The organism is Saccharopolyspora pogona (assembly GCF_014697215.1).
Taxonomy (GTDB): Bacteria; Actinomycetota; Actinomycetes; order Mycobacteriales; family Pseudonocardiaceae; genus Saccharopolyspora; species Saccharopolyspora hattusasensis.
This window is the reverse complement of the sequence record NZ_CP031142.1, coordinates 6,621,587-6,645,062: the sequence shown is the minus strand read 5'-3', so window position 1 is coordinate 6,645,062 and position 23,476 is coordinate 6,621,587. Positions and strand designations below refer to the sequence as shown.

Sequence of the window (23,476 nt, the reverse complement as noted above, 5' to 3'; positions counted from 1 at the left end):
TCAACGGCCCCACGGCCGATCCGAAATCCGCCTCCGCCCGCCAGTCTCGAATCGAGCGAGCCTCGCACCAGGCGGGGCACCGAGATCTTGACCGCAGCAGCCCGAACGCGAGCAACCGCAGGCACCGCGAGCACGGACCCGCAACGGCGACGAACGGCGTTAGCGGCGCGAAACGAGCAGGAGGAAGGAAGATGTCGGCTTCAACCGTCGATCGGCGGCCCGGGGGACCGTTCCTGGTGGGGCGCGGGTTGCTCAAGAACTACGGCTCGTACCGGGCGCTGGCCGGGGTGGACCTGGCGATCCACACCGGCGAGGTGCTGGCGATCGTTGGTCCGTCGGGCTCCGGCAAGACGACGCTGCTGCACGTGCTGGCCGGGATCCTGCGCCCGGACGGCGGCGAGGTGCTGCTGGACGGGCACCGCATCGACCAGCTCAGGGAGGCCAAACGCAGCGCGCTGCGGCGGCACGAGTTCGGCTTCGTCTTCCAGCAGGGCATGCTCGTCGGCGAGTTGACGGCGGCGGAGAACACGGCGCTGCCGCTGCTGCTGGCCGGGGCGAACCGCAAGCAGGCGCTGGCGGGCGCGCGGGACTGGTTGGCCCGGCTCGGCCTGGGCGGGCTGGAGAAGCGCCTCCCCGGCGAGCTCTCCGGCGGCCAAGCTCAGCGGGTGGCGATCGCGCGGGCCCTCGCGCACCGCCCGAAGGTGATCTTCGCCGACGAGCCGACCGGCGCGCTGGACATTCGCACCGGGGAGGAGACCACGCAGGCGTTGTTCGCCGCCGCAGCAGCAACCCAGGCTGCGGTGGTCATCGTGACGCACGACCGGGAGCTGGCCGCCAAGGCCGGGCGGACCGTGGAGATCCGCGACGGGCTGATCGCCGGCGGGGTGATGGTCGGATGAATCCCGTGCAGCTGGCGCTGCGGGTGTTGCGGGTGGACTCCCGCAGTCGCCTGTCGGCGGTGCTCACCGCGGCCGGGGTCGCGGTCGCCACCGCGCTGATCCTGTTCCTGGCGACCCTGCCGAACGCGACGGATGCCCGGATGGAACGGGCGTCGTGGCAACGCGGCGCCGTGGATCCCTCCGGCGCGATCTCGGTGGCGAGCCAGGACTTCTTCCAGAACCAGCGGATCATCCGGCTCGACATCTCGGGCGATCGGGCTCCGGCGGGCAGCGCACCGCGCTTCCCCAGGCCGGGCGAGGTGCTGCTGTCGCCGCGACTGGCCGAGCTGACCGGGAAGTATCCGCGCGAAGAGCTCGCCAACCGGTTCTCTGGCCAGGTGGTCGGCGTGCTGGACGAGACGTCGCTGAAGTTCCCGGAGCAGCTCGTCGCCCTGGTCGGGCACCCGCCGGGCACGGTGGACGCCGCGGAGGCCGAAGACTCGGGGTGGGTCGCGGCCGGCACCGACGACTTCCTGCTCAAGTTCTTGGCCGGGGTGGGGATCGTGCTGCTGGCCATTCCCAGCCTCGTGCTCGTCGCATCGGCCGCCAGGCTGACCGCCGCACGTCGGGAACGCCGGCTCGCGGCGCTGCGGTTGGCCGGCGCAACGCCGGGGCAGGTGGTCGGCACGGTCACCGCGGAGACCACGATCGCCGCGGTGGCGGGCACCGTCGTCGGGCTCGTGCTGAGCTGGCCGCTGCGGTACCTGGGGGCGCAGATCCCGTGGGGTGGCGGCACCTGGTTGCCCAGCGACTTCACGCCGTCGTTGCCGACGCTCGTCGCGGTGGCGGTCGTGATCCCGCTGCTGGTGGTGCTGGCCGCGGTGCTGGGCCTGCGCCGAGTGGTGCAGGCGCCGGTCGGCGCGGCGATGAGCCAGTCGAGGAAGCCACCCAAGGCGTGGCGGCTGCTCGCGCTGCCCGCGGCAGCGGGGTTCTTCGCGTTCGGGCTCTACACGGCCGATGAAACCGGCGGCTTGACGTTCCTGCTCGCGGCGCTCGCGGCGGTGCTGCTGTCCGCCTCGGTCGTCGGGCCGTGGTTGACCGGAGCGCTCGGCAACTTGTTCGCCACCGTTTGGCGACGCCCGGCGACGCTGCTCGCGGGTCGGCGGTTGTGCAGCGATCCGAAGGCCGCCTACCGGTCCGTGTCCGGCATCGTCCTCGCGGTGTTCGTCGGGTCGATGGCGCTGACCCTGCTGCCCAGCTTCGAGACCTTCGCGGGCGGCGGCCGGTCCTTCAAGGACTCCGTGCTGTACCTCGACGTACCGGCCGCGCAGGCAGCTGACCAGCAGAAGCGCATCGTCGACGAGTTGGACCGCAGCGGCGCGAAGGCCACCGTCGTGCGAGCGGAACCGGTCGCACTCGACACCTACGAGGGCAGCACGTACGCCGGTCTGGTCATCAGCTGCCCGGATGCCGCGGCGGTGACCCGGATGGCGGTTGGCTTGTGTGCGGGCCCACCGGCCATCCGCGTCGATCCGGGCACGCAGCTGCCTCCTTCGGGTCTGCGGGTCTCGCCCATCCCGGAGCCGGGTACCGCGGAGGAGCCACCAAAGTTCGGATTGCCCGCGAACGTCGTGACGCGCCCGCTCGGCGGCCAGGACCCCGAGCTGAGCGGTTCGGTGCTGATCGATCCCGCGCTGGTGCCCGGCGAGATCGCTAACGTCGGGGAATCGACGCTGGCCGTGAACCCGGCGACCGACGCCGACCGGGAGAAGGTACGGACCGCGCTAGCCATGGCGCTTCCCGGCGACAGCTTCAACAGCCGCGAGCTGCGGCTGGAGGAGCAGCAGACGATGCTGGGCGATCTCAAGCGGGTGACCGCCATCGGGCTCTCGCTCGCCGCCCTGCTCGCCGGCAGCAGCGCCGCGATCACCGCCGCGTCGTCGGTGGTCGACCGCCGACGCACCTTTGGCGCGTTGATCGCGGCGGGGACCCCGGTGCGCATGTTGGGCCGTGCGCTGCGGACCGAGGCGGCGCTGCCCGCGCTGGTCGCGACGCTGGGCGCCGGCGCAGGTGGCATCGCGGTCGGCATGTCGATGCTGACCTTGTTCGGCGCGGACACGCCGGTGGTGATCAGCGGCTGGATCTTCGCCCCCGTCGCGATCGGGGTGGCCGTCGCGGTGCTCGCCGCCTCCACCAGCGGCCCCATGCTGCGCCGGATCAGCACCGAGCCCATCACTGACGAGTAGTGGGCGAGTAGTGGGCGAGTAGCCCCGCCAGTGACCATCCGGCCAGTTCCGCAACGCGCGGGACTGGCCGGTCGGCCATCCCGGGCCGACCACATGACCGATCCGAAACACCCGGCCGAAAGCGATACTCAAAGGGCCAGAAAGAAGATCCTGGGAGGTCAGAAATGTTCGTCACCCTCGTTTCCGCCACCGGCGCGATCATCGCCCTCGCGCTGCTGGTGCTCATGTCGCTCAGCTCAGTTCTCCCCGAAGCCATGGACCGATTCGCCGCAGCCCGTCATTCGGCGAGCGACGGTGCGCAGCAGTCGCAGATCAGTCCTCGGACGAGCCGGTACCCAAGCGACGGCGGTTCATCCGCGACAGCACGTCGTACCGGATTTGCGGCGGTTCGGGGGACTGGGAGCCGGGCGATTTTCCAGGCCGGATCCGCTGGGCCCCTTCCGTGGTGACGGTGAACATCGGTCGGCGGGCATCGGCCCCAGGTACGGATCGCAGCAAGGCCAGCCGGTGCAGCGCCTCGCTGTGGTGGTCGGTGATCGTGACGCGCGCGGAGTCGAACGAGAAGAGCACGGCCCGGTTGATCTCGACGATCGCCCGGTCCCGCCACAGGGTTCGTTCGGTGGAGGTGTCAATGCCCAGCCGTTCGGCCATGTGCCGGGTGATGCCGTACGCGCTCTCGTCGGCCAGGCCACGGGTGCCGATCTCGGTTCGCCACGAACCGGGTGTTGAACGGCGCGGCGGGGTACCGGATGCCGCCGATGAGCAGCTGCATGTTGCTGATCAGGGGCACGGTGTGCCAGCGGAGTCCCAGCTCGACGAACCACGGCAAATCCGGGTGCTCCAACGGAACTTCCTGCACGACGTCGCGCGGGACGGTCACCAGTTTGGTGCCTTCGTGGGCGGTTTCCACCACCAGCGGCAAGTGGTCGAAGCGGCTGCGCTGGCTCGGCGGCTTCCACCCCAGGCGCTGGACCTCGGCGGTGAATCCCTGGTACCGGGCGTCGCCGAGCACGCCACCGCCGGACAGCGCGTACCCCGCGTACCGGACAACCTGTTCATTCCAGATGCGCGGGCCGGGGCGATCCGGTGCGTCCGGGGCGAAACGGTGACCATCGGCTGGATTCGGCCCGCATTGGTGGCCAGCCGCAGGTGCTCGAAGCATTCGCTGGCGATCGCCGAGGCGTTGCTCAGGCCACGCAGGTCGCGGACCTGCAGCCGATCCCACGGCACGCCGCTCGTGCACCAACCGCTGTCGCGCAGCGCCACGCGTGCGCCATAGGTGAGTTCCGCACTGGTGTGCCGGTAGGTGCCGGTGTCGGCGATCTCTTGGCGGACCTCGGCCAGTCTCCGGTCCAGGGGCCCTGCCTCGGCGTGTGCTTCGTGGAAGGTTCGCAGGAACTCTTCGGCCGCCGGAAGATCCGTGGCCGACTCGGACCGACCGGCGAGATGGATCGCCCCGTCGATGCTGCCGTCGGTCTCCGGCGAGCGTTGTTGGATCGGGAAGACGTCATCGCGGAAAGCCGTCACGGGCCGGTAACGTAGTCGCGATCACCGATTACTCATCACTTCGCACGCGTTCTTCTTTTCGGTGAACCTGCGAATCCCCGATCGTGTGCCATCCCTCTTGTAGTAACAATCTTCGGCTCGACATCAGCCACTCTTGACCGCCCAATCGAGTGAATAACTTCGTTGTCGATCATGGATTTGGCCAATCGGCCGATGCCGATGCCGATGCCGATCAGCGGAAGGGTCGACGGCGCTGCGGGCGAACCTCGACGTCCGATCGCCGCCAGCAACCGGCCGACCGGTCGACAAAGCTGATGCCGTGACTGCAACGAACGCGACCAAGTCCGTGCTGGAAGGCATGTACGCAGCGGAGGCCGAGTACTTGGCGGCGGGCGGCCCAGGCGAAGCGAGTTTCGCACCGCTCGCCGAGTTCTTCTCACCCCACGTCGTCCTGCACCAGGCCGAGGCGATGCCCTACGGCGGCACCTGGCACGGCCACCAGGGCATGGAACGGTTCTTCCTCGCGATGAGCCGGACCTGGGAATCCTTCGAAATGCTGGAGCAAGACTTCCTCGCGTCGGACAACACCACGGGCACGGCCGTAGTGCTCACGCACGTCCGGGCACGAGCCCGCGAAACCGGGCGAGATCTCGAATTCCCCATCCTGCAGACGATCGCGATCCGCAACGAGCAGATCACCGAGATCCACCCGTTCTACTGGGACACCGCCGCAATCGCCGACATCTGCGCGAACCCAGCGCCGACGCAACACCAATCGCATTGACAGCGGCGACTCTGACGAGCCGCGCGGTGCGCATGACCTGCAATGGCCCGGAAATCATTGGACTCGGCGACGAAGTGCTTGCTGTGATGGCGGGATGAGCTCCTTCTGGACAGGCTGGCTCGTACGGCTGCGGGGCATCGAACGCGAGGATTGGCAAGCGTTCATGCGGATGGACTCGAACTCGGCGCCAGCGGTCGGTGGACGTTCTGCATCCACCGCGTTCAACGGAGGGGTACCGGGCGTGGACGGCGGCGGAGTCCGTGGCCCAGCCCTCCGGCGACTCCTTCCGCTTGGCGATCGAGGCCCTGGTCGGCGGAGAACCGGTCGGGTCCGTGTCGACCCAGGACACGGACCCCTGCGCCGGGCGGTTCTCCCACGGCGTGGTCATCAGCGACGAACACCAGCGGCGTGGATACGCGTCCGACGCGCTCTTGCTCCTGCTCCGCTTCATGTTCGGCGAACGCCGCTACCACAAGTGCGAAGCACGAATCCTCGCCTACAACGCCGCATCGCTCGCGCTGCACGACAAGCTCGGGTTCGTCTCCGAAGGCCGGCTGCGCGACCACGAATTCTTCGCCGGCCGCCACCACGACCTGGTCATCATGGGCATGACGGCGCCTGAGTTCTCGGAACGGCACGGCTTAGGCGAACTCTGACCCGGCGATTCCAGACACGGCGCTAACCGCCGGCCGAACCGTCGAGCTGTTCGCGGGGGATGCTGGCGTGGCCCGCGTGCCGAGCGGTCTCCTCGATCATGTGGACCAAGACCCAACGCACCGACGACGGCGGAGTTTCGCGGAGCGCTCGCGCGCCGGGCACGTCCAGGCCCGACGGCCCTGCCGGTCAGCACGATCAGGACCGCGTCGGGCTCGTACAACGCCACGAGCCCATCGACGTCACCGGCGTTAAGCCGTTCCAGCACGAACCGGTTGAGGTCCTCCGGCTGCGTCGCACGCTGGCGCCCATTCGTCATCGCCTTCATCTCCGCATCTGCTCGGGCCCAGATCCCGTTCAGACGATGGCAGATGGCAGTGACGGGGCGTCCCGATCGAACCTGGCTAGATGCGTTCGAAGATCAGGTCGTGGATCTCGCGGCCCTCTTCGTGCGCCCGGTTCTCGAACTTCGTGACCGGCCGCCACTCCGGCCGCGGCGCCCAACCACCCGGCTCGTCGGCGTACCGGTTGCGCAGCTGCGGTTCCGCCTGGCAGACCTCCAGCATCTGCTCTGCGTAGTTCTCCCAGTCCGTCGCGAGGTGCAGCACACCGCCCGGCGCGAGCCGGGAAGCGATCAGCGCCACCGAGTCGGGCTGCACGAGACGGCGCTTGTGGTGGCGCTTCTTCGGCCACGGGTCCGGGAAGTAGATGCGCACCTCGGCCAGCGACGCGGGCTCGATGTGGTCGCGCAGCAGCACGATCGCGTCGCCGCGGAGCAGCCGGAGGTTGGTGACCTCCAGCTTCTCGGCCCGCAGCATCAACTGGGCCAGGCCCGGCTTGTAAACCTCGACCGCCAGGTAGTTGGCGTCGGGTTGGGCGGCCACGAGCTGGGAGGTCGTCTCACCCATGCCGGAACCGATCTCCAGCACGACCGGAGCGGAGCGGCCGAACCAGGTCGCGAGGTCCAACGGGCCTTCGGGCAGCGCGGTCACCTCGGAACCCGACTCGGACCAGTGCCGGTCCCAGGCGCGCTGCTGACCCGCCGTCATCCGCTCGCCGCGTTGGACGTAGCTGACGACGGTACGACGGAACGGAACCTGCTGGTCAGAGGCATTCACGGGGACCCAGTATCGCAAACGGGCGGCGAGCCCCGGCGACCGAACCCCGCCCCGCCCGAAGGCGGGGCCGGCGGGTCACCAGGCTTCGATCTGCGGGAACATCGCCACCAGGCCAATGGCCAGCTTGACCGGCACCGGAATCGGCTCGGTGTCGCCGTGCACCGGCACCACGTTCAGCCATCCCCGGTGCCCGTCGGTCAGCACCACGGTGGTGGGCGTCCGCATCGGCGCGCGGTCCGACGGCGCGTATTCCCAGTACCCGGCCTCGCCGACCGCTGCCCAGGGCACGAAGACCCAACCCGGTCGGGAACCGAGCACCGCCTGCGCCTCGTCCTCGACCTCGAACGCGGCGTCCCGCGACTCGATCTCGTCGCGGTCCAAGGCCCGCAGCCACCACGGGGCGGGCAGTAGGCGCTTGGCGCCGTGCAGCTTGCGGAACAGTCCGAGCACCTGGTGTTCGGGTGCGGTGTGTATCCAGCTCCGACGCAGCGATGCGGGTGTCGCGGCCTCCAGCGCGGGCGGGTGCGCTTCCGTTGCCAGCGACCATTCCAGCCTGGGCACCGGCTCCAGCTGGACGTCGTTCACAGACCGCCGCGCTCGCGCACCGCCCTCCTGCGCCTGGACTACCGACCGCTCCTTCGACTGCATGATTCGGCCCCACCCTTCTGCTGTTGAGAAAGTTGCGAGCCCAAACTCGCCCTCGACCCACGCATGCCCCCAAGCGACGCTGGTTCGGGACATCCCTACGCATGCCTTACCACAGCGAATATCAAGAATGAAAAGGACATGTTAATTGTGCTTAAAATCACGTATCTACAACGTCTTGGGCTGATCCACCGCTGATCGGCTCGACAACTCGACCTCGTGCGGATGGAGTGGACAGGTGCCAGATCAGACGATCCAACAGGTGGAGATCGACGGCGGCGTCGTCGTCGGCGTGGACAGTTCCGCATCGTCGCTGCGTGCCCTGCTCGTCGCGGCCGAAGAAGCCAGACGCCGCAACACCGTTCTGCACGTGGTGCGGGCCTGGAGCTTCCGGACAGCGCCGCGACCGGCGGACTGCCCACCGAATGTCGTGCCGAGCCTGGACCAGTTCCAGCAGACGGTGGTGGGGGACACGGAACGGATCGTCTCCAACAAGCTCGGCGACCACGCCGACCTCCCGGTCCAGATCCACGTGGTCCACTCGCCCTCGCCGCAGGCGCTGCTGTCGGCGTCGAAGGGAGCGGACCTGCTCGTCGTCGGCCATCGGGGCCGCGGCGGGTTCGCGGGCCTGATGCTGGGGTCGGTGGCCGAGCAGTGCGTTCGCCACGCGGCCTGCCCGGTGCTGGTGGTCCGCCCCAACGTCTAACGGGAACAGGCAGCCCGCCTGCTCGCGCCGGATGGGCGGTTTCGCGCGGAATCGCTGCGGCAACTCGGGGCGTGCGGGCTCTCGTGCGGAGGCGTCGCCAGTGCGGAGGAAGGACTGCAGCTGCGGTTCGGCGCGTCAGCGGAGCCTGCGCGATAAGGCATGTGAGCAGCTGGAAACGGCTGCCGCTCAGTCGCCCATGCGCCCGGCGCGGGACAGCGCCCTGCGCTCCCTCGCACCAGGCGTCAAGGAGCACGTCCCACCGCGCAGGTCGATCAGCGGCACGAATCCGAAGGCTCTAGCCATCTCATCGAGGAACGAGACCGCAGTCCCATCCGCCTCCGTCACCACGCGCCGGTCCTCGTCCAGAAGAGCCTTCAGGAACTGCACTGGACCTGTGGGGATGCCTCCGCTCATGAGGCGCTGCAACTCGCCCTCGACTTCGGGATCGTCCTGCCATCGCCGCGTCGGGTTGAGGGCGGGTTTTCGAAAGTGATAACCAGATCGTTCGTCCAATGCGATCACCGTCCATCCACTCGCCAGGCCCAGGATGCCCGGGACAACTCGTCCACCGCTCGCACGACGTTGGTGACGCTGCCGGCGTCGTGGAACCCGTCCCCGCGCAGCAGTGTGGCGAGTTCGTCCAGGATCTGCCGATGCTTGATGGCACGCATCCCGTCGACGCCACCGACAGCTACGCGCTGCGAGCTGGCATTCACACTCGCGTTGCCGCGGAGATCACCTGGGAGTCCAGAAAGCACAGGGCCCGGGCCATCCCCCGAATGACAGCCCGGGCCCTCCCCCGTCCCGACCGCCGGCGCCCCCGAGCGCTGTTGCAGTCGGTCGAATTTGGTCGTGCCTGTCGGCCCCGACGTCAGCCCTCGCACGATGTCCAATGCGGACACTGCGTGCCGCAACGGTTACGGCGCACCGAGTAGGCGACGTCTGCGGCTCGATCTTGCCCCCCGATCCTATCGGTTGACGTGATCAGACTCTCGGCCGGGCCGGGTAACGTTTAGCTTTCCCTCGCCCAACTGGGCCTTTTTTCAGTTGATCATGAAAGGTCAGTTCTCGCAGGTCATGCGTCGCGTCGCTGGACGATGATCAAAGCGATCACCCACACGGCCACCGCGACGGCCGCGAAGTAGGCCAGCGCGCCCCACGGACCGAACGGCATCTCGCCGACCCCGGCGGTGCCCGAGATGAAGTGGTCGGCCGCGTTGAACGGCATCCACTTCCGCACGTCGCCGCCGACCTTCGGGATCAGGCCGACCAGGCTCTCCACCAGCAGCGGCCAGAGCAGCAGCAGGGCAACCGCACCGGCCGTCTGCCGCAGCAGGGCACCGACCGCGACCGCCAGCACCGCGCTGATGGCGAACACCAGGCCGACCCCGGCGACGTGGCGCCAGTCGTCAGCGGTGGCGAACGCGAGGTTGGAGCCCGGTGCCAGCAGCTTCGCGACGCCCCAGGAACCGAACGCGGCCACCTCGCCGATGATCAGGGCAACCACCGCGACGACCACCGTTTTGGCCAGCAGCGCGGTGGTCCGGTTCGGCACCGCCTGGAAGGTCGCCCGGATCGTGCCGAACCGGTACTCGGTGGTGATCGACAGCGCGGCGAGCACCAGCACCACCATCAGCCCGAACTGGTAGCCGACCTGCGTCATCGGCACCGACATGCCGCCGTCGGACTGGGCCGCGAACAGCATCGCGAACCCGATGGTCATCGCCAGCGCGAGGAAGGTGCACCACCACGGGGACTTGGTGGAGAAGAGCTTGATCCGTTCAACGGCGAGCAGGGTCATCGGGCCACCTCCGAGGCCGTCGGCTCGGACGAGGCGGCGCCGAGACCGGTCTGGTATTCGACTGCGTTGCTGGTCATCTGGATAAAGGCGTCTTCCAACGAGCTCCGCTGCGCGGTGAGCTCGTGCAGCACGATCCCGTGCTGCGCGGCGAGTTCGCCGATCTGCTCGGTGCCGACCTCGTCGATCAAGAGCGTGTCCGCGGCCGTCGACCGCGCGTTCAGCCCCTGCGCGCTCAGCAGCTGCTGCAACTGCGCCGAGCTCGGCGAGCGCACCAGCACGCCCTGCGTGCCGGCGTTGTCCACGAACTGCTGGGTGCTGCACTGCGCGATGAGCTCGCCGCGCCCGATCACCACCAGTTCCTCGGCGGTCAGGGCCATTTCGGAGAGCAGGTGGCTGGAGACGAAGACGGTGCGCCCCTCCGCGGCCAGGCCCTGCATGAACCGCCGGATCCAGTGGATGCCCTCCGGGTCGAGCCCGTTCACTGGCTCGTCGAACAGCAGGATCTTGGGGTCGCCGAGCAGCGCGGTGGCGATCCCGAGCCGCTGCGACATGCCCAGCGAGAACCCGCCCGCCTTGCGGCGCGCGACGTCCTCCAGGCCGACCATGCCGAGCACCTCGTCGACCCGCTTCGCGGGGATATCGTTGGACTTCGCCATCCACTGCAGGTGGGTGCGCGCGGACCGGTTGGGGTGCACCCACTTCGCGTCGAGCAGCGCTCCCACGGTGCGCAGCGGGTGCTTCAGCTCGCAATAGGGCTTGCCGTCGATGCGCACCTCACCCGCGGTCGGCCGGTCCAGGCCGAGCATCATGCGCATGGTGGTGGACTTGCCGGCTCCGTTCGGGCCGAGAAAACCCGTTACCCGGCCGGGTTTCACGGTGAACGACAGGTCGTTCACCGCGACTTTCGAGCCATAGCGCTTGGTGAGGCCGATCGCCTCGATCATGATCACTCCTGTCGGGCCGACAATTCCGCGGCCCACCCGGGCCACACTCCAAAGCCTGCCTGGTCGACCCTTGCACCCGCATCGCCCCCGCGTCTGGACCTGGGGTCAGCCTGGAGTCGTAGTCGACCCCCACCAGCAGGATGACCTCTCAGGGTTCTCCCTGAGCTTGGTGGACATGCGCGAAACAGCGATCCCGGAGTCCGGGCGTCCGAGGTTCCGCCTCCCGCACCGCCACCCGCACCGCCACGCAGCCAGAACTCAGCGGAACAAGCGGTTCAGGGCCGTGGCCAGGCCGTCCTCGGCGACCGGCCCGGTGACCTCGTCGGCCGCGGCGCGCACGACCTCCGGCGCCTGCCCCATCGCGACGCCGCGCGCCGCCCAGCGCAGCATCTCGATGTCGTTGTCCCCGTCACCGGCGGCGAACGTGTCCTCGCTCGCGATGCCCAGTTCGGTGCGCAGCTTCTCCAGCGCCGAGCCCTTGGTCACGCCCTCCGGGACCACCGTGACCCACGGCTCGTAGTGGTCCAGCGTGAAAGTGCAGCCGGGCAACCGAATCCCGGCCAGCACCTCGATGACCTCGGCGGGCTCGTGATCCACCCAGTTCGCGATCAGCCGCGGCACCGGGACGCTGACGAGTTCGTCCAGCGACGCCAGCTGTTGCGGGCCGTGCAGCTCCTCCTCGTGGAACCTGGAGGTCACCAGGCTGCCCGCACCGACGTCCTCGGCCGCGAAGATCGCGCCGGGCAGCCGCCTGGCCAGCTCGGCGAGCACCGGCCCCGGCTCGAAGGTCTCGACGGACAGCACTTCCCGCGCCGCGGCGTCCACCCGCACCGCGCCGTTGGAGCACAACGTGACTCCGCTGGTCAGCTTCAGGTCGTCGAGGATCGGCAGGGTTCCGAGCGTGCTCCGGCCGGTCGACACCACGACCTGGGCGCCCGCCTCGACCACGCGGCGCACGGCCGCCCGGACCACCGCGGAAATCTCCTGGGTGGCCGGATCGAGCAGGGTCCCGTCGACGTCGAGGGCGATGAGTCGGGGCTTCCACGCGGCGTCAATCACCACCGCAGGCTAGCCGCCGATGCGCCCCGAAGTGCCTGGTTGGAGGCGCAATTCACGCCTCGCCCGGTTTGACCAGACCGGTCTCGTAGGCCAGCACCACCGCCTGCACCCGGTCCCTGATGTCCAATTTGGACAGGATGCGGCCGAGGTGCGTCTTCACGGTGGCCTCGGACAGGAACAGCTTGCCCGCGATCTCGGCGTTCGACAGCCCCTTCGCCACCAGCACCAGCACCTCGCGCTCCCGGTCGGTCAGCACGTCCAGCACCGATGCGTCCCGCAGCTGGCCGCCGCGCTCGCCCAGGAACCGGTCGAGCAACCGCTTCGTCACGCTTGGCGCGACCACCGCGTCACCGCTCGCGACCGACCGCACCGCGGTGACCAGGCTCTCCGGTGGCGCGTCCTTGAGCAGGAAGCCGCTGGCCCCGTTGCGCAACGCGGACAGGGCGTACTCGTCCAGGTCAAAGGTGGTCATCACCAGGACCTTCGCGCTGTCGGCCGCGACGATCCGGCGGGTCGCCTCGACGCCGTCGAGAACCGGCATCCGGACGTCCATCAGGACCACGTCCGGCCGCAACCGCTCGGCGAGCTCGACCGCCTCCGCGCCGTTGCCGGCCTCGCCGACGATCTCCAGGTCGTCCTGAGCGTCGAGCACCATCCGGAACCCCATGCGCATCAGTTCCTGATCGTCGACCAGCAGCACCCGCACCATGTGGCACACCCTATCCAAGCTGCGATTTCAGGACTTTCCAGCCACTCGGCCCGGGTGGCCGAACTCGTACGCGACCACGTCAGGAAGTCGCGCCCGGCTGGTCAAGCGGCAGGATCGCGTGCACCCGCCAGCCGCCGCCGGTTCGCGGACCGGCCGCGAGCGTGCCGCCGTAGACCGCGGCGCGCTCCCGCATGCCGATGAGCCCGTTGCCGCCAGTGGTCATCCCGGTCGGTTCCCGCCGCATCCCGTCGTCCACCACCTCGATCTCGATGCGCTGCCCGTCGTTGACGGCCCGGACCGAAGCCTTGGTGCCGGTGCCGCCGTGCTTGACCACGTTGGTCAGCGACTCCTGCACGATCCGGTACACGCTCAGCCCGATCCCAGTCGGCAGCCCGGTGAAGTCGCCGGTGAGCTCCATCGACACGGTGAGCCCGAGCCCGCGCACCCGGTCCGCCAGTTCGTTCAGGTCGGCCGCCGTGGGCTGCGGGATGCGGGCGGGGTCGTGCTCCGTGCCGTCGCGGAGCACGCCGAGCAGGCTGCGCAGTTCGCCGAGCGCCTCGCGACCGGTGCTGCCGATCGCCTGCAACGCCCGTTCGGCGAGGTCCGGGTTGCTGCGCAAGGCGTAACCGGCGCCGTCGGCCTGCGTCACCATCACGCTCACCGAATGCGCCAGCACGTCGTGGATCTCCCGGGCGATCCGGTTGCGCTCCTCCGCGACCGCGATGCGGGCCTGCTGGTCGCGCTCGAATTCCAGGTTGTGCAGCCGCCTTTCCACCTCCGCGTGGTACGCCCGGCGGGCCCCAATGAACTCGCCCAGCACCCAGCAGAAACCGACCAGCATGACGAAGAAGAGGACCTGGACGAAGACCAGCGACGGGAGGTCCTCCGGCGCCTCGTCGCCCGTGAACAGCCGCAGCAGGAAGAAAACGGCGGTCAGCGCGGTGTAGACCGCCGCCTTCCGGCGCCCCACGTAGGCGACCAGGGTGTAGATCATCATGCTCGGCACCACCGTCGTCGTGGTGACGTCCGGCCCCTGGTTGAGGACGGCCATGATCGCCAGGCCGAGCAGCGCGACGTACGCCGACTGCACCGGCCAGATGCGCCGCACCGACACCGGCACGGTCAGCAGCAACCCGGCCAAGACGAACAGCGCGGTCGGCATGCCGACCGCGAGATCGCCTTCACCGCCGAGCTCACCCAGGTGCAGGAGCAGCATGAAGGTGGCGATCCCGCTGTCGCCGACCAGCGGGTGCGCCCGCAACCAGAGGCTCAGTTTCCGCACCAAGCGAGGTTATGTGGTCGGCGGGCGAGCCGACGTCATCCCACGGGCTCGAATCGCATCAGCCCCTGGTCGCATCCGCCCTGGCCCGGGCTGCCCCTCGGGCCCGCAGCGGCGGGTGCGGCGGGTGGTGATCGCGTAACTCGGCCCGACCCATCAGATCTGCGTGGCAGGATGTAGCGCGCAGCGAGTCGCACACCCCGGAAAGGTCGGCGTTGAGTACGGCAACCGAGCAGCAGCACTGGCCCGGCCCGCTATCGGCGGCGGTCGCCCGGCTGTGCACCGGGTTGCGGCCGCAGGTTTCCGAGCGGACCGCGGCCGGCTTCGCCGAGGTGCTGCGCAGGCTGTCCGCGCCGCTGCAGGTGGCCGTCGCGGGCCGGATCAAGTCCGGCAAGTCCACACTGGTCAACGCGCTGATCGGGCGCCGGGTCGCGCCCACCGACGTCGGCGAATGCACCCGGCTGGTCACCCGCTTCCAGTACGGCACGGTGGACCGCGTCGAGGTCATCTTCCACGACGGCAAGAAGCAGGCCGTGCCGTTCGACGCCGACGGCGGCATCCCCGCCGACCTAGGCGTGAACATCGACGAGGTCTCGCACCTGGAGGCCTACCTGACCAACGCGGTGCTGCGCGACCTGACCGTGATCGACACCCCCGGGCTCGGCTCGCTGGACGCCGCATCCGTCGCGCGCACCGAAGAGCTGCTCGGCACCCGCAAGGAAGAAGAGGAGGAGGACTCCGAGCTGGACCCGGTGTCGCGCAACGCGGTCGCCGGGGCCGAAGCCGTCCTCTACGTAGTGACGCAGGGCGTCCGCGCCGACGACGAGCAGGCGCTGGCCGCGTTCACCGCCGCCACCGCCAGCCGGGAAGCGGGGCCGGTCAACGCGATCGCGGTGTTGAACAAGGCCGACACCATCGAGCCGAGCTCCGTCGAGGACTCCGACGGCGAGGTGTGGAAGGCCGCCTCGCTGCTCGCCGGGAAGCAGGCGCAGCTGCTCAAGCCCAAGGTCGCCGACGTGCTGCCGGTGATCGGCCTGCTCGCGGAGACCGCCGAATCCGGCGGGTTCACCGCCGCCGACGCGGAGGCGCTGCGCGGCCTGGCCCAGCTGGACGAGGCGACCCGCGAAACCCTGCTGATGTCTGCGGACCTGTTCACCAGCTGGGAATGCGACGTGCCCGCCGGTACCCGCAGCCGGCTGCTGGAGCGGATGGACCTCTACGGGATCCGGTGCGCGCTGGCGGCGATCGACACCGAACCTGAGATCACCGCGGGCGCGCTGCGGCGGCGGCTGCTGGACTCCTCCGGGCTGGCTTCGGTGCTGAACCGGCTGGACTCGGTGTTCCGGGCACGGGCCGACGGCATCAAGGCCGCTGCGGCGCTTGCCTCGGTGACCGCGCTCGCGCACGCCGCCGGCGACCAGGGCGAGCGGCAGCGGGTGCACGACGCGATCGAGGTGCTGCTGGCCAAGCCGGAGGCGCACCAGCTGCGGGTGCTGGAGGCGTTGACGCTGGTCGCGACGGGGGCGGTGGCGATGCCGGCGGACCTGGCCGAAGAAGTGATGCGGGTCGGCAGCAGCAACGACGCCGGCGAGCAGCTCGGCCTGCCAGGGCGGCGCCGCAACGAGCTGACCGACTACGCGCTGGAGCGGGCGAACTGGTGGCGCTCGTTCTCGTCGTTCGGCGCCACGCCCGCGCAGAGCCGCATCGCGCACGTGGTGCACCGGGCGTACTTCCTGATCTGGCAGCAGCTGCGGTCCGGGTGATGGCGGTGCGGGGCTGGCGACACAAGAGTTCACCCGAAAGTGGAACCGGTGGCGTGCCGGGGGCGTCCGATCCGGGTGAGGGCACGGCCGTTGCCCCGGACGTCGACGCAGGGTTGGGGACCGACATGACCGCCGTGACCGGCGATATCGGCATAGACCCGCTCGAGAAGGCGCTGGCCGAACGAGCAACGCTGATCCAGCTGTGCATGTACGCGATGGACCGGGCCCGCAGCGCGGGAGTGGTGGAGCGGCTGTCCGAGGGCCTGCGCGGGATCGGCGTCTTGGCGCTGCGCCCGGACGGTACCCGTTTCGACCCGGCGCACCACGAGGCGGGCGGCACGACGCCGACCGACGACCCGGAGCTGGACGGGGTGATCGCCGAGACCGAGGTGCTCGGCTTCGCCGACCGGGATCGCGTGCTGCGCGCCCCGGTGGTGACCGTCTACCAGCTCCGGGCACGGTGATCCGCCTTCGGGTGATCACCGCCGGTCGGGGACAATTCCCGAGTTCGAGCGCGGTCCAGGCAGGTATCGAGAGGAGCGGGCGGACATGACGCCGACTACACCGGGCGTCGCGGTCGCCGCGACCCTGCCGCAGCAGGTCAAGCAGGCCAGGGAGAAGCTGCACGCGGTGCTGCGGGAAGCCGACACGAGCGCCGCCGAGTGGGTCGAGCAGGTCCGGCGCGGCCGCCCGAAGACGCCCAGCGTCGTGGTGGTCGGGGAGACCAACCGGGGCAAGAGCTCACTCGTCAACGCCCTGCTCGGGCATCCCGGTCTGTCCCCTGTGGACGCCGATGTGGCCACCGCCACGTACCTGCAGTTCACGCACGGCGAGCAGTGGGCGGCGCACGCCTGCTACCCCGGCCAGCAGGAGCCGGTGCCGTTCGACCTGGTGCAGCTGCCGAGCTGGGCGGGCGTCGGCCGCGACCTGCCCGATGGGCAGCTGCCGCCGCGCTACGTGCAGATCACCGCGCCGATCGAGACGCTGGCCCGGGTGACCGTGGTCGACACCCCCGGCGTCGGCGGGCTGGACGCCCTGCACGGCGAGCTGGCGATGGAGGCGGCAGCGTCGGCGACGGCGCTGCTGTTCGTCGTCGACGCGTCGGCCCCTTTCACCCGGGGCGAGCTGGAGTTCCTGCAGAAGGTCGCCGAGCGCGTCGAGACCGTGGTGTTCGCGCTGGCCAAGACCGACCAGCACCGCGGCTGGCGGCAGGTCCTGGAAGCGGACCGGAAGCTGCTGATGGAGCACGCTCCGCGGTTCGCCGACGTGCCGATCTTCCCGGTGTCCGCGCGGATGCAGGAACTCGCCGCGAAGGCACCCAGCGAGCGGGCCGCGGAAATGCTGCGCGAGAAGTCCGGCATCACCGAGCTGCGCACCGAGCTGGAACGGCTGATCGGCGGCCGGTCTGCGATGCTCGGCGAGGCCAACACGATGCGCGCGCTGTCCACTGTGCTCGGTGAGCTGGCCGCGCGGTTGGAGGCGGAGAAGCGCGCGCTGACCGTCGGCGAGGACGAGGCGGAGTCGCTGCGCGCGCGGCGCGACGAGCTGACCACCGCACGGCGCTCGTCGACCCGCGGCTGGCAGGTCAAGCTGCGCGGCGAGATCCAGCGCACTCGCGTCGAGACCAGCCACGAGGTAACGCGCAAGGTGCGGGAGGTGCAGAACTGGTTCCGGCGAGCGATCGACGGCGCCGACCGCAACCAGCTCGCCGAGCTGCCGCGGCAGGTCGACGTGGCGTTGCAGATGGCGTCGAGCCGGGTCGCGGCCATGCTGTCCACGCGGCTGGCCACGGTCGCCGAGCAGTCGTTGAAGGAGCTGTTCTCCGCCGAGGAGCTCGACGTGATCCGCTCGCAGTTCGCGCGCGGGTTGCAGGCGCCGATCGCGTTGCGCCCACCGGACAAGCGACCGCCGACCGCCGAGGACAAGCTCCTGGTGTTCATGGGCGTCTCCGGCGGGCTCGGCGTCGGCCGCGCGGCGGCGATGCCGTTGGCGGGCTTGGGGATCGCGGCGCTGAACCCGGTGGTGCTGCCGGTGACGATCGTGCTCGGCCTCGGGGCGGGCTGGTGGATGGCGCGGACCCGCAAGCACGCGGCCGACAAGCAGCACCTGAAGCAGTGGCTGACCGAGGCCATCGCGGACGCCCGCTCGGCGCTGGACCAGCTGGTCGCGGAGCAGCTGATCGAGGCGGAGCAGCAGCTGTCGTTGGCCCTCGACGACGCCCTGACCAGGCGGATCGAGGCGATCGAGGGGGAGCTGCGGGAGGTGGACAAGGCCCTGAAGATGGACGCCGCGGAACGCAGCCGCCAACTCCAGACGGTCAACCGCCGCCTCACCGAAGCGACCACCGGACGGGAGCGCGCGGAGAACCTCCTCGCCAGCATCCGCAACCTCCGCGACACCGCCAACTGATCCGAACGAACCCGCCGGCTCTGAAGCTGGATTGCCGGGGTGCCGGTGACCGAGCGCGCGGGGAGGGGGCGTTCGCGCCCGGTCACCGGGGAAGGGCCGATGCGGCGGAGGTCGGGGAGAACACCGCACCGGCCCGGCTGGGTGATTTTTTCGAGGTGAGGGGCGCCCTTGGGTGGCAAAGTCGTTGGCACAGCCGCTCAAGGGTGCCCCTCACCTCTCACCTGATGGTGTGGTTCAGGCGCGGAGGTGGTGGCGCCCGGCGGGCTCGTCGAAGACGTCGGGGGCGTCGGGGTCTGTGGTGGGGAATCCCGTTGGTATATGGGGATGTTCTTGTTCCACGCGGTGTTCTTCGGCCGCGACGCGGGTTTCGGCTTCGATGTCGGTTATGAGGTGCCAGACCGTGTAAGCGCCTTCGCCGCCTCCGGCGTGCTGGCCCGTTGAGAACGCGATGGCTCTCGCGGGCAACTGGGTGGCGAGCATGGCGAGGATCAGCAGGTTGAACAGGACGAACGTGCTGAGCTGAATCCAGAACATCGGTGGTTCTCCTTCGGTTGGGCGAGGGGTGTCAATTTCGCGAGAAATTGGCGTTCACCCGGGTGACGGTCAATTTCTCGCGAAATTGCGCCGTCCCCGGGTGATCACAGGCGGGTGGTGAGGGTGTGCCAGCAACGCATGCAGGTGTCCTCGCGAATCCAGTCCACTTCGGACTGATCATGCAGCTCCGCCGCGCCCGCTTCTGCTCCGCAGAACGCCTTCACCCGCTCCTCGCGCCGAACTTTCGTTGCCGCGATGGGAAACGCGTGGCGACCGCCCGTGACCGGGCGCCAAACGTAAGTCAAGTAGTCGTGCCGGACTGGGCGAAGAAGTACGTCAACTTGGAAGCATGCGCTTCCGAGATCAAGCTCTTCTACGGCGACACGATTCCTGGAGTGCTGCAGACCCGCGACTACGCCCGCGAACTGCTCTCGGCCTCGGTTGTCGTGCCGGCGATGGACGTCGATGCGATGGCAGAATCACGCGAGCGCCGTGCGGCGAGGTTCTTTGAACCTCGCTCGCCGTTGTTGTGGGTCGTGCTCGGCGAAGAAGCCATCCTGCGACAGGTCGGCGATCGAGATATCCGTCGAGCCCAACTGGAACAGCTCCGTTCCCTGGCCGAGCTGGATCATGTCACGATCCAGGTGATCCCACTGGCGAGCGGCGCCCACGCAGGACTCGGGATTGCATTCACCCTTCTCCATCTTGAGCAGGCCAACTCAGACATCGCTTACATCGAGAGCCTGACCAGCTCCGACTACTTGTCTCGACCTCAGCACACCCGCGCATATAGCCTGGTCTTCGATCGATTGCGGGTTGCCGCGATCAGCGACCGGGAGACCCTGTCGCTGATCAACCAAGAGATCGAGGCGCTTGACTAGGAGTAAGTATGTTGCGTGGCTCGGATGAAATGATCTGGCGCAAATCCAGCCGCAGCAACGGAGCGCAGAACTGTGTCGAGGTTGGCGCTGGTCCTGGCATCATCGGTGTTCGAGACACCAAGGACCGGGATGGGGCCGTGTTGGTGTTCCCCCGGCGGCAGTGGGTGGCGTTCGTCTCGGGGTTGCGGGATCGCCGCTGGTGAATTGGGCCGTCTGGGGGTTTCGTGGAGACGTTTCACGAATGTTGTCCGGGCCGGGACCTGGCTCTTGTACTCTCTGCGTTCGTGATCACACCACCGTGTAACCAACGGTGATCACGAGCGTGGAGGGGAGCTGCGTTGACCACGGGGATGGAAGGCTTAGCCGCCGGCGCGAGCGTACTGGCCGGACGGGCGGAGGGGCTGCGCGCGGCGGTCGACAACGGCCAGCTCGTCATGGACCCGGCGGCAGCCGAAGCGGTTGCCAAGGTCTACAAGGAGAAGGCCAATGCCGTTCGCAAGGCAAGGTCAGACTCCGAGCGCCTGATCCTTAACGGCGCATTCGGTGACTGCTTCATCGGCCGCGACATGGAGAAGAAGTTCAGGGACAAGGTGAACGCTCCAGGCGGCCTCGTTGCGATCTTGACGGATGTGGAACGGATCCTGAAGAACATGGCGCAGGCGTACCGGGACTCGGCGCGCGACATGCGGAACGTAGACGAGGACCACGCTCGCGAGATCAAACGGAGCGTCTGATCTGATGGCGGCTATGGGTAGGACACGTATCGCGACTGCGACGATCTTGGCTGGAGCGGTCGTAGCACTGGCGGGTTGCAACAGTCCAAGCGGCAAGGAAGCGCCTTCGGAGAATGCCGAGCCGACAAAACCCAGCCTGGCCTCGTTCGATCCTTGCACTGCGCTGACTCCGGAGAAGCTGCAAGCACAAGGCCTGAGCGCACCGGGGAAACCGGTCGATCAAGGCATCGGCGAGTCGGGCTGCGAGTTCGACGGCTCCGAGTTCCTTCTCTCGGTGTTGAAGGGCGAGAAGAGCTCGTTGTCGTACTGGGAAGGCCGGCGCGCCAACATGGGCGTGTTCGAGCGTAATCAAGTCGGATCGCGGCAGGGCATCAAGATGATCAGCGCTGGCTCGGTTGGGCAGGGCATCTGCAGCCAGGTCATCGAGGCTAGCAGCGGCTCGGTTTCAGTTCAGGTCACCTACAGCGCCGACAAGATCCAGAGCGACGACGCCACCTGCGCAAAGGCGATGGAGATCGCGCAGGTTGTTGAGCCGAAGTTGCCGCAGTAGGCCGGTCGAGGGGGAACGGTATGGGGAACTGGTTCACCGATGGGGCCAGGGAGTTAGGGGGTTCCGCCTCCGATCTGTGGGCCGGTATGACCGGTGGCGAGACGCGGGCTCAGGAGCAGCAGCGGATGCGCCAGCAGATGGCTACCGCTGTCGGTCAGAAACAACGCCAGGACCTGGCTCAGCAACAGCAGAGCCTGCAGATCCAGGGCAGCGACCCGGCGTCGATCGGCCAGCACGACAACTGGAACGACTGGGATCAGGCTCGGCTGGCCAACCAGCTCAAGCCGTCGCTGCAGGTCGACCAGATCAACGCCTCCGGCCGTGCCTGGGTGGCGCTCGGCGAGCAGATCGCCGAGATCTTCGCCGACCTGGACTCCAGGACCCGCCAAGCCGCTGGTGACGGGATGCGGGGGAAGGCTGCTGAGGCCGGGCTTGGTGCCGCCAAGCCCTTGCAGGACTGGGGCCAGCAGTTCGGCGACTCCGTGCGCGGGACCGGCCTGAAAATCCAGGAAGCCGGGGTCGCCGCCGGGCAGACCAAGGCGCAGCTGCAGCCGCCCGAGGACTACAACGGCACCCGCACCGCGATCGCGACCGTGCTCAACCCTGCTGGCGGGATCATGGACGCCGGGGCGCAGATGCGGGAGCGGGCCGAGGCCGACAAGCAGGCTCGGCAGATCGTGCAGAACGTCTACACCCCCGGCTACACCGCCGTGGACTCCAGCACCCCAACGTTCCCGCCGCCGATCGACCCACTGAATCCTCCGCCACCGCCCGACCAGGGCCGCGACCCCCAAAGCATCTCCAGCAACACCCCGACCGGCACCGACCGAACCGGCATGAGAACCGGCAGCACGCCGAACATCCCGAACGGCCCCGGACCGTCCAGTGTGGACCCGCGTGGCATCGGTGACGGATACCGCCCGCCCGCGCAAAGCGGCTCCCAGTGGGCCGCCCCCACGCCGACGACGCCGGGCCCCGGCCTGGCGCCCACTCCGCCCGGCGCACAACCGCCCGGCGGCGGCTTCATCGGCGCCATGCCGCCCGGCGGTGGCGGCGCGGGCGGCCCCGGCCTGGGCGGTCGCGGTGCCGGTGGCATGGGTGCAGGCGGTCGCGGCGCAGCAGGTTTGGGCGCTGGTGGCCGGCCGGGTGCCGGCGGTCCCGGCATGGGCGCGGGTGGCCGGGCCGGTGTCGGCGGACTCGGTGCCGCAGCGGGCGCTGGCTCGGGTACCGCCGGTGCTGCCGGTGGTCGCGGTGCGGCCGGTGGGGGAGCGGGCGCGGGTGCCGGTCAGCGCGGCAAGGGCAGCGAGGACCAGGAGCACGAGCGGCCGAGCTGGCTGGAAGAACAAGACGACGTCTGGCTCGACGACATGCCGAGGACGGCGCCGCCCGTCTTCGGCGAATAACACCAACCGGGGGTAACGCGTGTCCGAGCGATGGCTGCTGCCACCGCTGTGGTTCGACTTGTGCTGGGAAATCGGGAGATTCGACGAATACCCGTTCCCCATCGCGGTGCGCTCGCACGGCGCGACGCTCGAAGAGCGCGCCGTGCTCCGCCAGCGGGCGCTGCCCGAGCTGCAAGCCGCCGGGCTGCTCGCCGGTGACGGCCTCGCCCCGCGCTTCGCGCAGGTGCTCGCCCAGCTCGCCAAGCCGGGCCTGTGGATCGAAGGGCTCTGGATGCCCGACGACACCAACCAATCCCCGACCCGGCTGCTGGCAGTGGCCACCGAGGAAGGCTCGGTGCTACTCGTCCAGGACCCGGGCGAATCCGAACAGCACGGGGGTGACCTGCGGATCTCCGTGCATCCGCGGACCTCGGTCGGCGCCGCGGCGGTCCAGGGCATGCCGCCGTCCCCGCCCGGGAAACGCCCGCGCCTGGCGGTTCCGGTCGCCGATCTCACACGGCGCGACAACGCCGACGAAAGCTTCGAGAACCTCGACATGATGCAGTCCGCCGGTCCGAAGCGAGCCGCCCCGGCGGCCACGACGCTGCGCGCGATAACCGAGGAAAGCCACTTCCGCGACGGCCAGTTCACCGCAAACCTCCGCAACCGGCTGGGCCGCACGCACCGCTCCCAAGTGCTGAAGTGGTTCGACGCCTTCGAACCGGACGGCCGCTACGGCCTGACCCAACAACACCGCCCAGGCCTCGGCCCAGAACTCGTCCTCGCCCCACTAAGACCAGCAGAACTCGGCGCGGCCCTGGAAAACCGGATCGCCGAAATCCGCACCGCCGGCTGAACACCACCCCGGGCCCCGGTGTGAAACGAAACCGCTGG

26 protein-coding genes and 2 pseudogenes are annotated in these 23,476 nt (G+C 69.2%); 14 read left to right on the top strand and 14 right to left on the bottom strand.

Going from position 1 to position 23,476, the window contains the following annotated elements:
* Positions 1–191 precede the first annotated feature (191 nt).
* Positions 192–899 (top strand): ABC transporter ATP-binding protein, encoded by a 708-nt coding sequence (locus DL519_RS30880; RefSeq protein ID WP_190820020.1) that lies wholly within the window; start codon positions 192–194, stop codon positions 897–899.
* Positions 896–3,124, top strand: coding sequence for an FtsX-like permease family protein (locus tag DL519_RS30875; protein ID WP_190820018.1), 2,229 nt, complete (start codon positions 896–898; stop codon positions 3,122–3,124). The genes DL519_RS30880 and DL519_RS30875 overlap by 4 nt, the downstream gene beginning before the upstream one ends.
* Positions 3,125–3,436: 312 nt before the next feature.
* On the opposite strand, the gene DL519_RS49070 is transcribed toward DL519_RS30875, so the two are convergent.
* Together DL519_RS49070 and DL519_RS30870 are read right to left on the bottom strand one after the other, a co-directional pair.
* Complete coding sequence (locus tag DL519_RS49070; RefSeq protein ID WP_263399735.1) at positions 3,437–3,775, bottom strand: nitric oxide synthase oxygenase; 339 nt, start codon at positions 3,773–3,775, stop codon at positions 3,437–3,439.
* Positions 3,753–4,651 (bottom strand): annotated as a pseudogene (locus tag DL519_RS30870) (nitric oxide synthase oxygenase). The gene DL519_RS49070 and the pseudogene DL519_RS30870 overlap by 23 nt, the downstream one beginning before the upstream one ends.
* A 298-nt stretch (positions 4,652–4,949) precedes the next feature.
* Between DL519_RS30870 and DL519_RS30865 the strand changes: the two are divergent.
* Both DL519_RS30865 and DL519_RS30860 read left to right on the top strand, forming a co-directional pair.
* Entirely contained in the window at positions 4,950–5,414 is a 465-nt protein-coding gene (locus DL519_RS30865) for a nuclear transport factor 2 family protein (RefSeq protein WP_223839763.1), read from the top strand.
* 260 nt (positions 5,415–5,674) lie between these two features.
* On the top strand, positions 5,675–6,070 hold the full coding sequence (locus tag DL519_RS30860; protein ID WP_263399734.1) for a GNAT family N-acetyltransferase: 396 nt from the start codon (positions 5,675–5,677) through the stop codon (positions 6,068–6,070).
* 22 nt (positions 6,071–6,092) lie between these two features.
* Here the strand turns inward: DL519_RS30860 and DL519_RS30855 are convergent.
* The 3 genes and pseudogenes from DL519_RS30855 to DL519_RS30845 form a co-directional block, all read right to left on the bottom strand.
* A pseudogene (locus DL519_RS30855) lies at positions 6,093–6,239 on the bottom strand (mycothiol transferase); the annotation flags it as partial.
* Between the two features lie 233 nt (positions 6,240–6,472).
* A complete protein-coding gene (gene trmB, locus DL519_RS30850) occupies positions 6,473–7,117 on the bottom strand; it encodes a tRNA (guanosine(46)-N7)-methyltransferase TrmB (protein ID WP_223840391.1) in 645 nt (214 codons plus the stop codon).
* Positions 7,118–7,261: 144 nt separating this feature from the next.
* A complete protein-coding gene (locus DL519_RS30845; protein ID WP_190820014.1) occupies positions 7,262–7,834 on the bottom strand; it encodes a hypothetical protein in 573 nt (190 codons plus the stop codon).
* Between the two features lie 235 nt (positions 7,835–8,069).
* Here DL519_RS30845 and DL519_RS30840 point away from each other — a divergent pair, with 235 nt between their 5' ends.
* On the top strand, positions 8,070–8,537 hold the full coding sequence (locus tag DL519_RS30840; protein ID WP_223839760.1) for a universal stress protein: 468 nt from the start codon (positions 8,070–8,072) through the stop codon (positions 8,535–8,537).
* Between the two features lie 186 nt (positions 8,538–8,723).
* Here DL519_RS30840 and DL519_RS30835 read toward each other — a convergent pair whose 3' ends face one another.
* The 7 genes from DL519_RS30835 to DL519_RS30805 form a co-directional block, all read right to left on the bottom strand.
* A complete protein-coding gene (locus DL519_RS30835) occupies positions 8,724–9,059 on the bottom strand; it encodes a hypothetical protein (protein ID WP_190820011.1) in 336 nt (111 codons plus the stop codon).
* Positions 9,056–9,295: a hypothetical protein gene (locus tag DL519_RS30830; RefSeq protein WP_190820009.1), complete on the bottom strand. Its 240-nt coding sequence runs from the start codon at positions 9,293–9,295 to the stop codon at positions 9,056–9,058. The genes DL519_RS30835 and DL519_RS30830 overlap by 4 nt, the downstream gene beginning before the upstream one ends.
* A gap of 317 nt (positions 9,296–9,612) precedes the next feature.
* Positions 9,613–10,338 (bottom strand): hypothetical protein, encoded by a 726-nt coding sequence (locus tag DL519_RS30825; RefSeq protein ID WP_190820008.1) that lies wholly within the window; start codon positions 10,336–10,338, stop codon positions 9,613–9,615.
* Positions 10,335–11,282: an ABC transporter ATP-binding protein gene (locus tag DL519_RS30820; RefSeq protein WP_190820006.1), complete on the bottom strand. Its 948-nt coding sequence runs from the start codon at positions 11,280–11,282 to the stop codon at positions 10,335–10,337. Before DL519_RS30820 ends, DL519_RS30825 begins: the two co-directional genes overlap by 4 nt.
* Before the next feature lie 258 nt (positions 11,283–11,540).
* Positions 11,541–12,344, bottom strand: a complete 804-nt coding sequence (locus DL519_RS30815; RefSeq protein ID WP_223839758.1) for an HAD hydrolase family protein — start codon at positions 12,342–12,344, stop codon at positions 11,541–11,543.
* A gap of 49 nt (positions 12,345–12,393) precedes the next feature.
* Positions 12,394–13,050, bottom strand: a complete 657-nt coding sequence (locus DL519_RS30810) for a response regulator (protein WP_190820005.1) — start codon at positions 13,048–13,050, stop codon at positions 12,394–12,396.
* Between the two features lie 79 nt (positions 13,051–13,129).
* Complete coding sequence (locus DL519_RS30805) at positions 13,130–14,332, bottom strand: sensor histidine kinase (protein ID WP_223839756.1); 1,203 nt, start codon at positions 14,330–14,332, stop codon at positions 13,130–13,132.
* A gap of 212 nt (positions 14,333–14,544) precedes the next feature.
* Here DL519_RS30805 and DL519_RS30800 point away from each other — a divergent pair, with 212 nt between their 5' ends.
* From DL519_RS30800 to DL519_RS30790, 3 genes are all read left to right on the top strand, one after another.
* Positions 14,545–16,092, top strand: a complete 1,548-nt coding sequence (locus tag DL519_RS30800) for a dynamin family protein (protein WP_190820003.1) — start codon at positions 14,545–14,547, stop codon at positions 16,090–16,092.
* On the top strand, positions 16,092–16,556 hold the full coding sequence (gene grpE, locus DL519_RS30795; protein ID WP_190820001.1) for a nucleotide exchange factor GrpE: 465 nt from the start codon (positions 16,092–16,094) through the stop codon (positions 16,554–16,556). Before DL519_RS30800 ends, grpE begins: the two co-directional genes overlap by 1 nt.
* Before the next feature lie 85 nt (positions 16,557–16,641).
* Positions 16,642–18,501 (top strand): dynamin family protein, encoded by a 1,860-nt coding sequence (locus DL519_RS30790; RefSeq protein ID WP_190819999.1) that lies wholly within the window; start codon positions 16,642–16,644, stop codon positions 18,499–18,501.
* 234 nt (positions 18,502–18,735) lie between these two features.
* Here the strand turns inward: DL519_RS30790 and DL519_RS30785 are convergent, their stop codons facing one another.
* Both DL519_RS30785 and DL519_RS50445 read right to left on the bottom strand, forming a co-directional pair.
* Entirely contained in the window at positions 18,736–19,035 is a 300-nt protein-coding gene (locus tag DL519_RS30785; RefSeq protein ID WP_190819997.1) for a hypothetical protein, read from the bottom strand.
* Between the two features lie 104 nt (positions 19,036–19,139).
* The gene (locus tag DL519_RS50445) at positions 19,140–19,340 is read right to left on the bottom strand and encodes a zinc finger protein (RefSeq protein WP_190819995.1); all 201 of its coding nucleotides are present in this window, start codon (positions 19,338–19,340) and stop codon (positions 19,140–19,142) included.
* Positions 19,341–19,346: 6 nt separating this feature from the next.
* Between DL519_RS50445 and DL519_RS30775 the strand changes: the two genes are divergently transcribed.
* The 6 genes from DL519_RS30775 (at position 19,347) to DL519_RS30750 (ending at position 23,438) form a co-directional block, all read left to right on the top strand.
* Positions 19,347–19,916: a DUF5753 domain-containing protein gene (locus DL519_RS30775; RefSeq protein WP_190819994.1), complete on the top strand. Its 570-nt coding sequence runs from the start codon at positions 19,347–19,349 to the stop codon at positions 19,914–19,916.
* Positions 19,917–19,945: 29 nt separating this feature from the next.
* Positions 19,946–20,119: a DUF397 domain-containing protein gene (locus DL519_RS30770; RefSeq protein ID WP_223839755.1), complete on the top strand. Its 174-nt coding sequence runs from the start codon at positions 19,946–19,948 to the stop codon at positions 20,117–20,119.
* 135 nt (positions 20,120–20,254) lie between these two features.
* Positions 20,255–20,650, top strand: a complete 396-nt coding sequence (locus tag DL519_RS30765; RefSeq protein ID WP_223839754.1) for a hypothetical protein — start codon at positions 20,255–20,257, stop codon at positions 20,648–20,650.
* A 46-nt stretch (positions 20,651–20,696) separates the two neighbouring features.
* Positions 20,697–21,200 (top strand): DUF3558 family protein, encoded by a 504-nt coding sequence (locus DL519_RS30760; RefSeq protein ID WP_223839753.1) that lies wholly within the window; start codon positions 20,697–20,699, stop codon positions 21,198–21,200.
* A 20-nt stretch (positions 21,201–21,220) separates the two neighbouring features.
* On the top strand, positions 21,221–22,603 hold the full coding sequence (locus DL519_RS30755) for a hypothetical protein (protein WP_190819990.1): 1,383 nt from the start codon (positions 21,221–21,223) through the stop codon (positions 22,601–22,603).
* 19 nt (positions 22,604–22,622) lie between these two features.
* Positions 22,623–23,438: an ESX secretion-associated protein EspG gene (locus DL519_RS30750; RefSeq protein WP_190819988.1), complete on the top strand. Its 816-nt coding sequence runs from the start codon at positions 22,623–22,625 to the stop codon at positions 23,436–23,438.
* The last annotated feature ends 38 nt before the right edge of the window (positions 23,439–23,476 follow it).

Bases quoted from the DNA above. Each gene is read 5' to 3' on its own strand.
- DL519_RS30880 (WP_190820020.1), top strand. From the start codon at position 192: ATGTCGGCTTCAACCGTCGATCGGCGGCCCGGGGGACCGTTCCTGGTG.
- DL519_RS30875 (WP_190820018.1), top strand. From the start codon at position 896: ATGAATCCCGTGCAGCTGGCGCTGCGGGTGTTGCGGGTGGACTCCCGC.
- DL519_RS49070 (WP_263399735.1), bottom strand. From the start codon at position 3,775: ATGGCCGAACGGCTGGGCATTGACACCTCCACCGAACGAACCCTGTGG.
- trmB (WP_223840391.1), bottom strand. From the start codon at position 7,117: ATGACGGCGGGTCAGCAGCGCGCCTGGGACCGGCACTGGTCCGAGTCG.
- DL519_RS30845 (WP_190820014.1), bottom strand. From the start codon at position 7,834: ATGCAGTCGAAGGAGCGGTCGGTAGTCCAGGCGCAGGAGGGCGGTGCG.
- DL519_RS30825 (WP_190820008.1), bottom strand. From the start codon at position 10,338: ATGACCCTGCTCGCCGTTGAACGGATCAAGCTCTTCTCCACCAAGTCC.
- DL519_RS30820 (WP_190820006.1), bottom strand. From the start codon at position 11,282: ATGATCGAGGCGATCGGCCTCACCAAGCGCTATGGCTCGAAAGTCGCG.
- DL519_RS30810 (WP_190820005.1), bottom strand. From the start codon at position 13,050: ATGGTGCGGGTGCTGCTGGTCGACGATCAGGAACTGATGCGCATGGGG.
- grpE (WP_190820001.1), top strand. From the start codon at position 16,092: ATGGCGGTGCGGGGCTGGCGACACAAGAGTTCACCCGAAAGTGGAACC.
- DL519_RS30790 (WP_190819999.1), top strand. From the start codon at position 16,642: ATGACGCCGACTACACCGGGCGTCGCGGTCGCCGCGACCCTGCCGCAG.
- DL519_RS30785 (WP_190819997.1), bottom strand. From the start codon at position 19,035: ATGTTCTGGATTCAGCTCAGCACGTTCGTCCTGTTCAACCTGCTGATC.
- DL519_RS30770 (WP_223839755.1), top strand. From the start codon at position 19,946: ATGATCTGGCGCAAATCCAGCCGCAGCAACGGAGCGCAGAACTGTGTC.
- DL519_RS30755 (WP_190819990.1), top strand. From the start codon at position 21,221: ATGGGGAACTGGTTCACCGATGGGGCCAGGGAGTTAGGGGGTTCCGCC.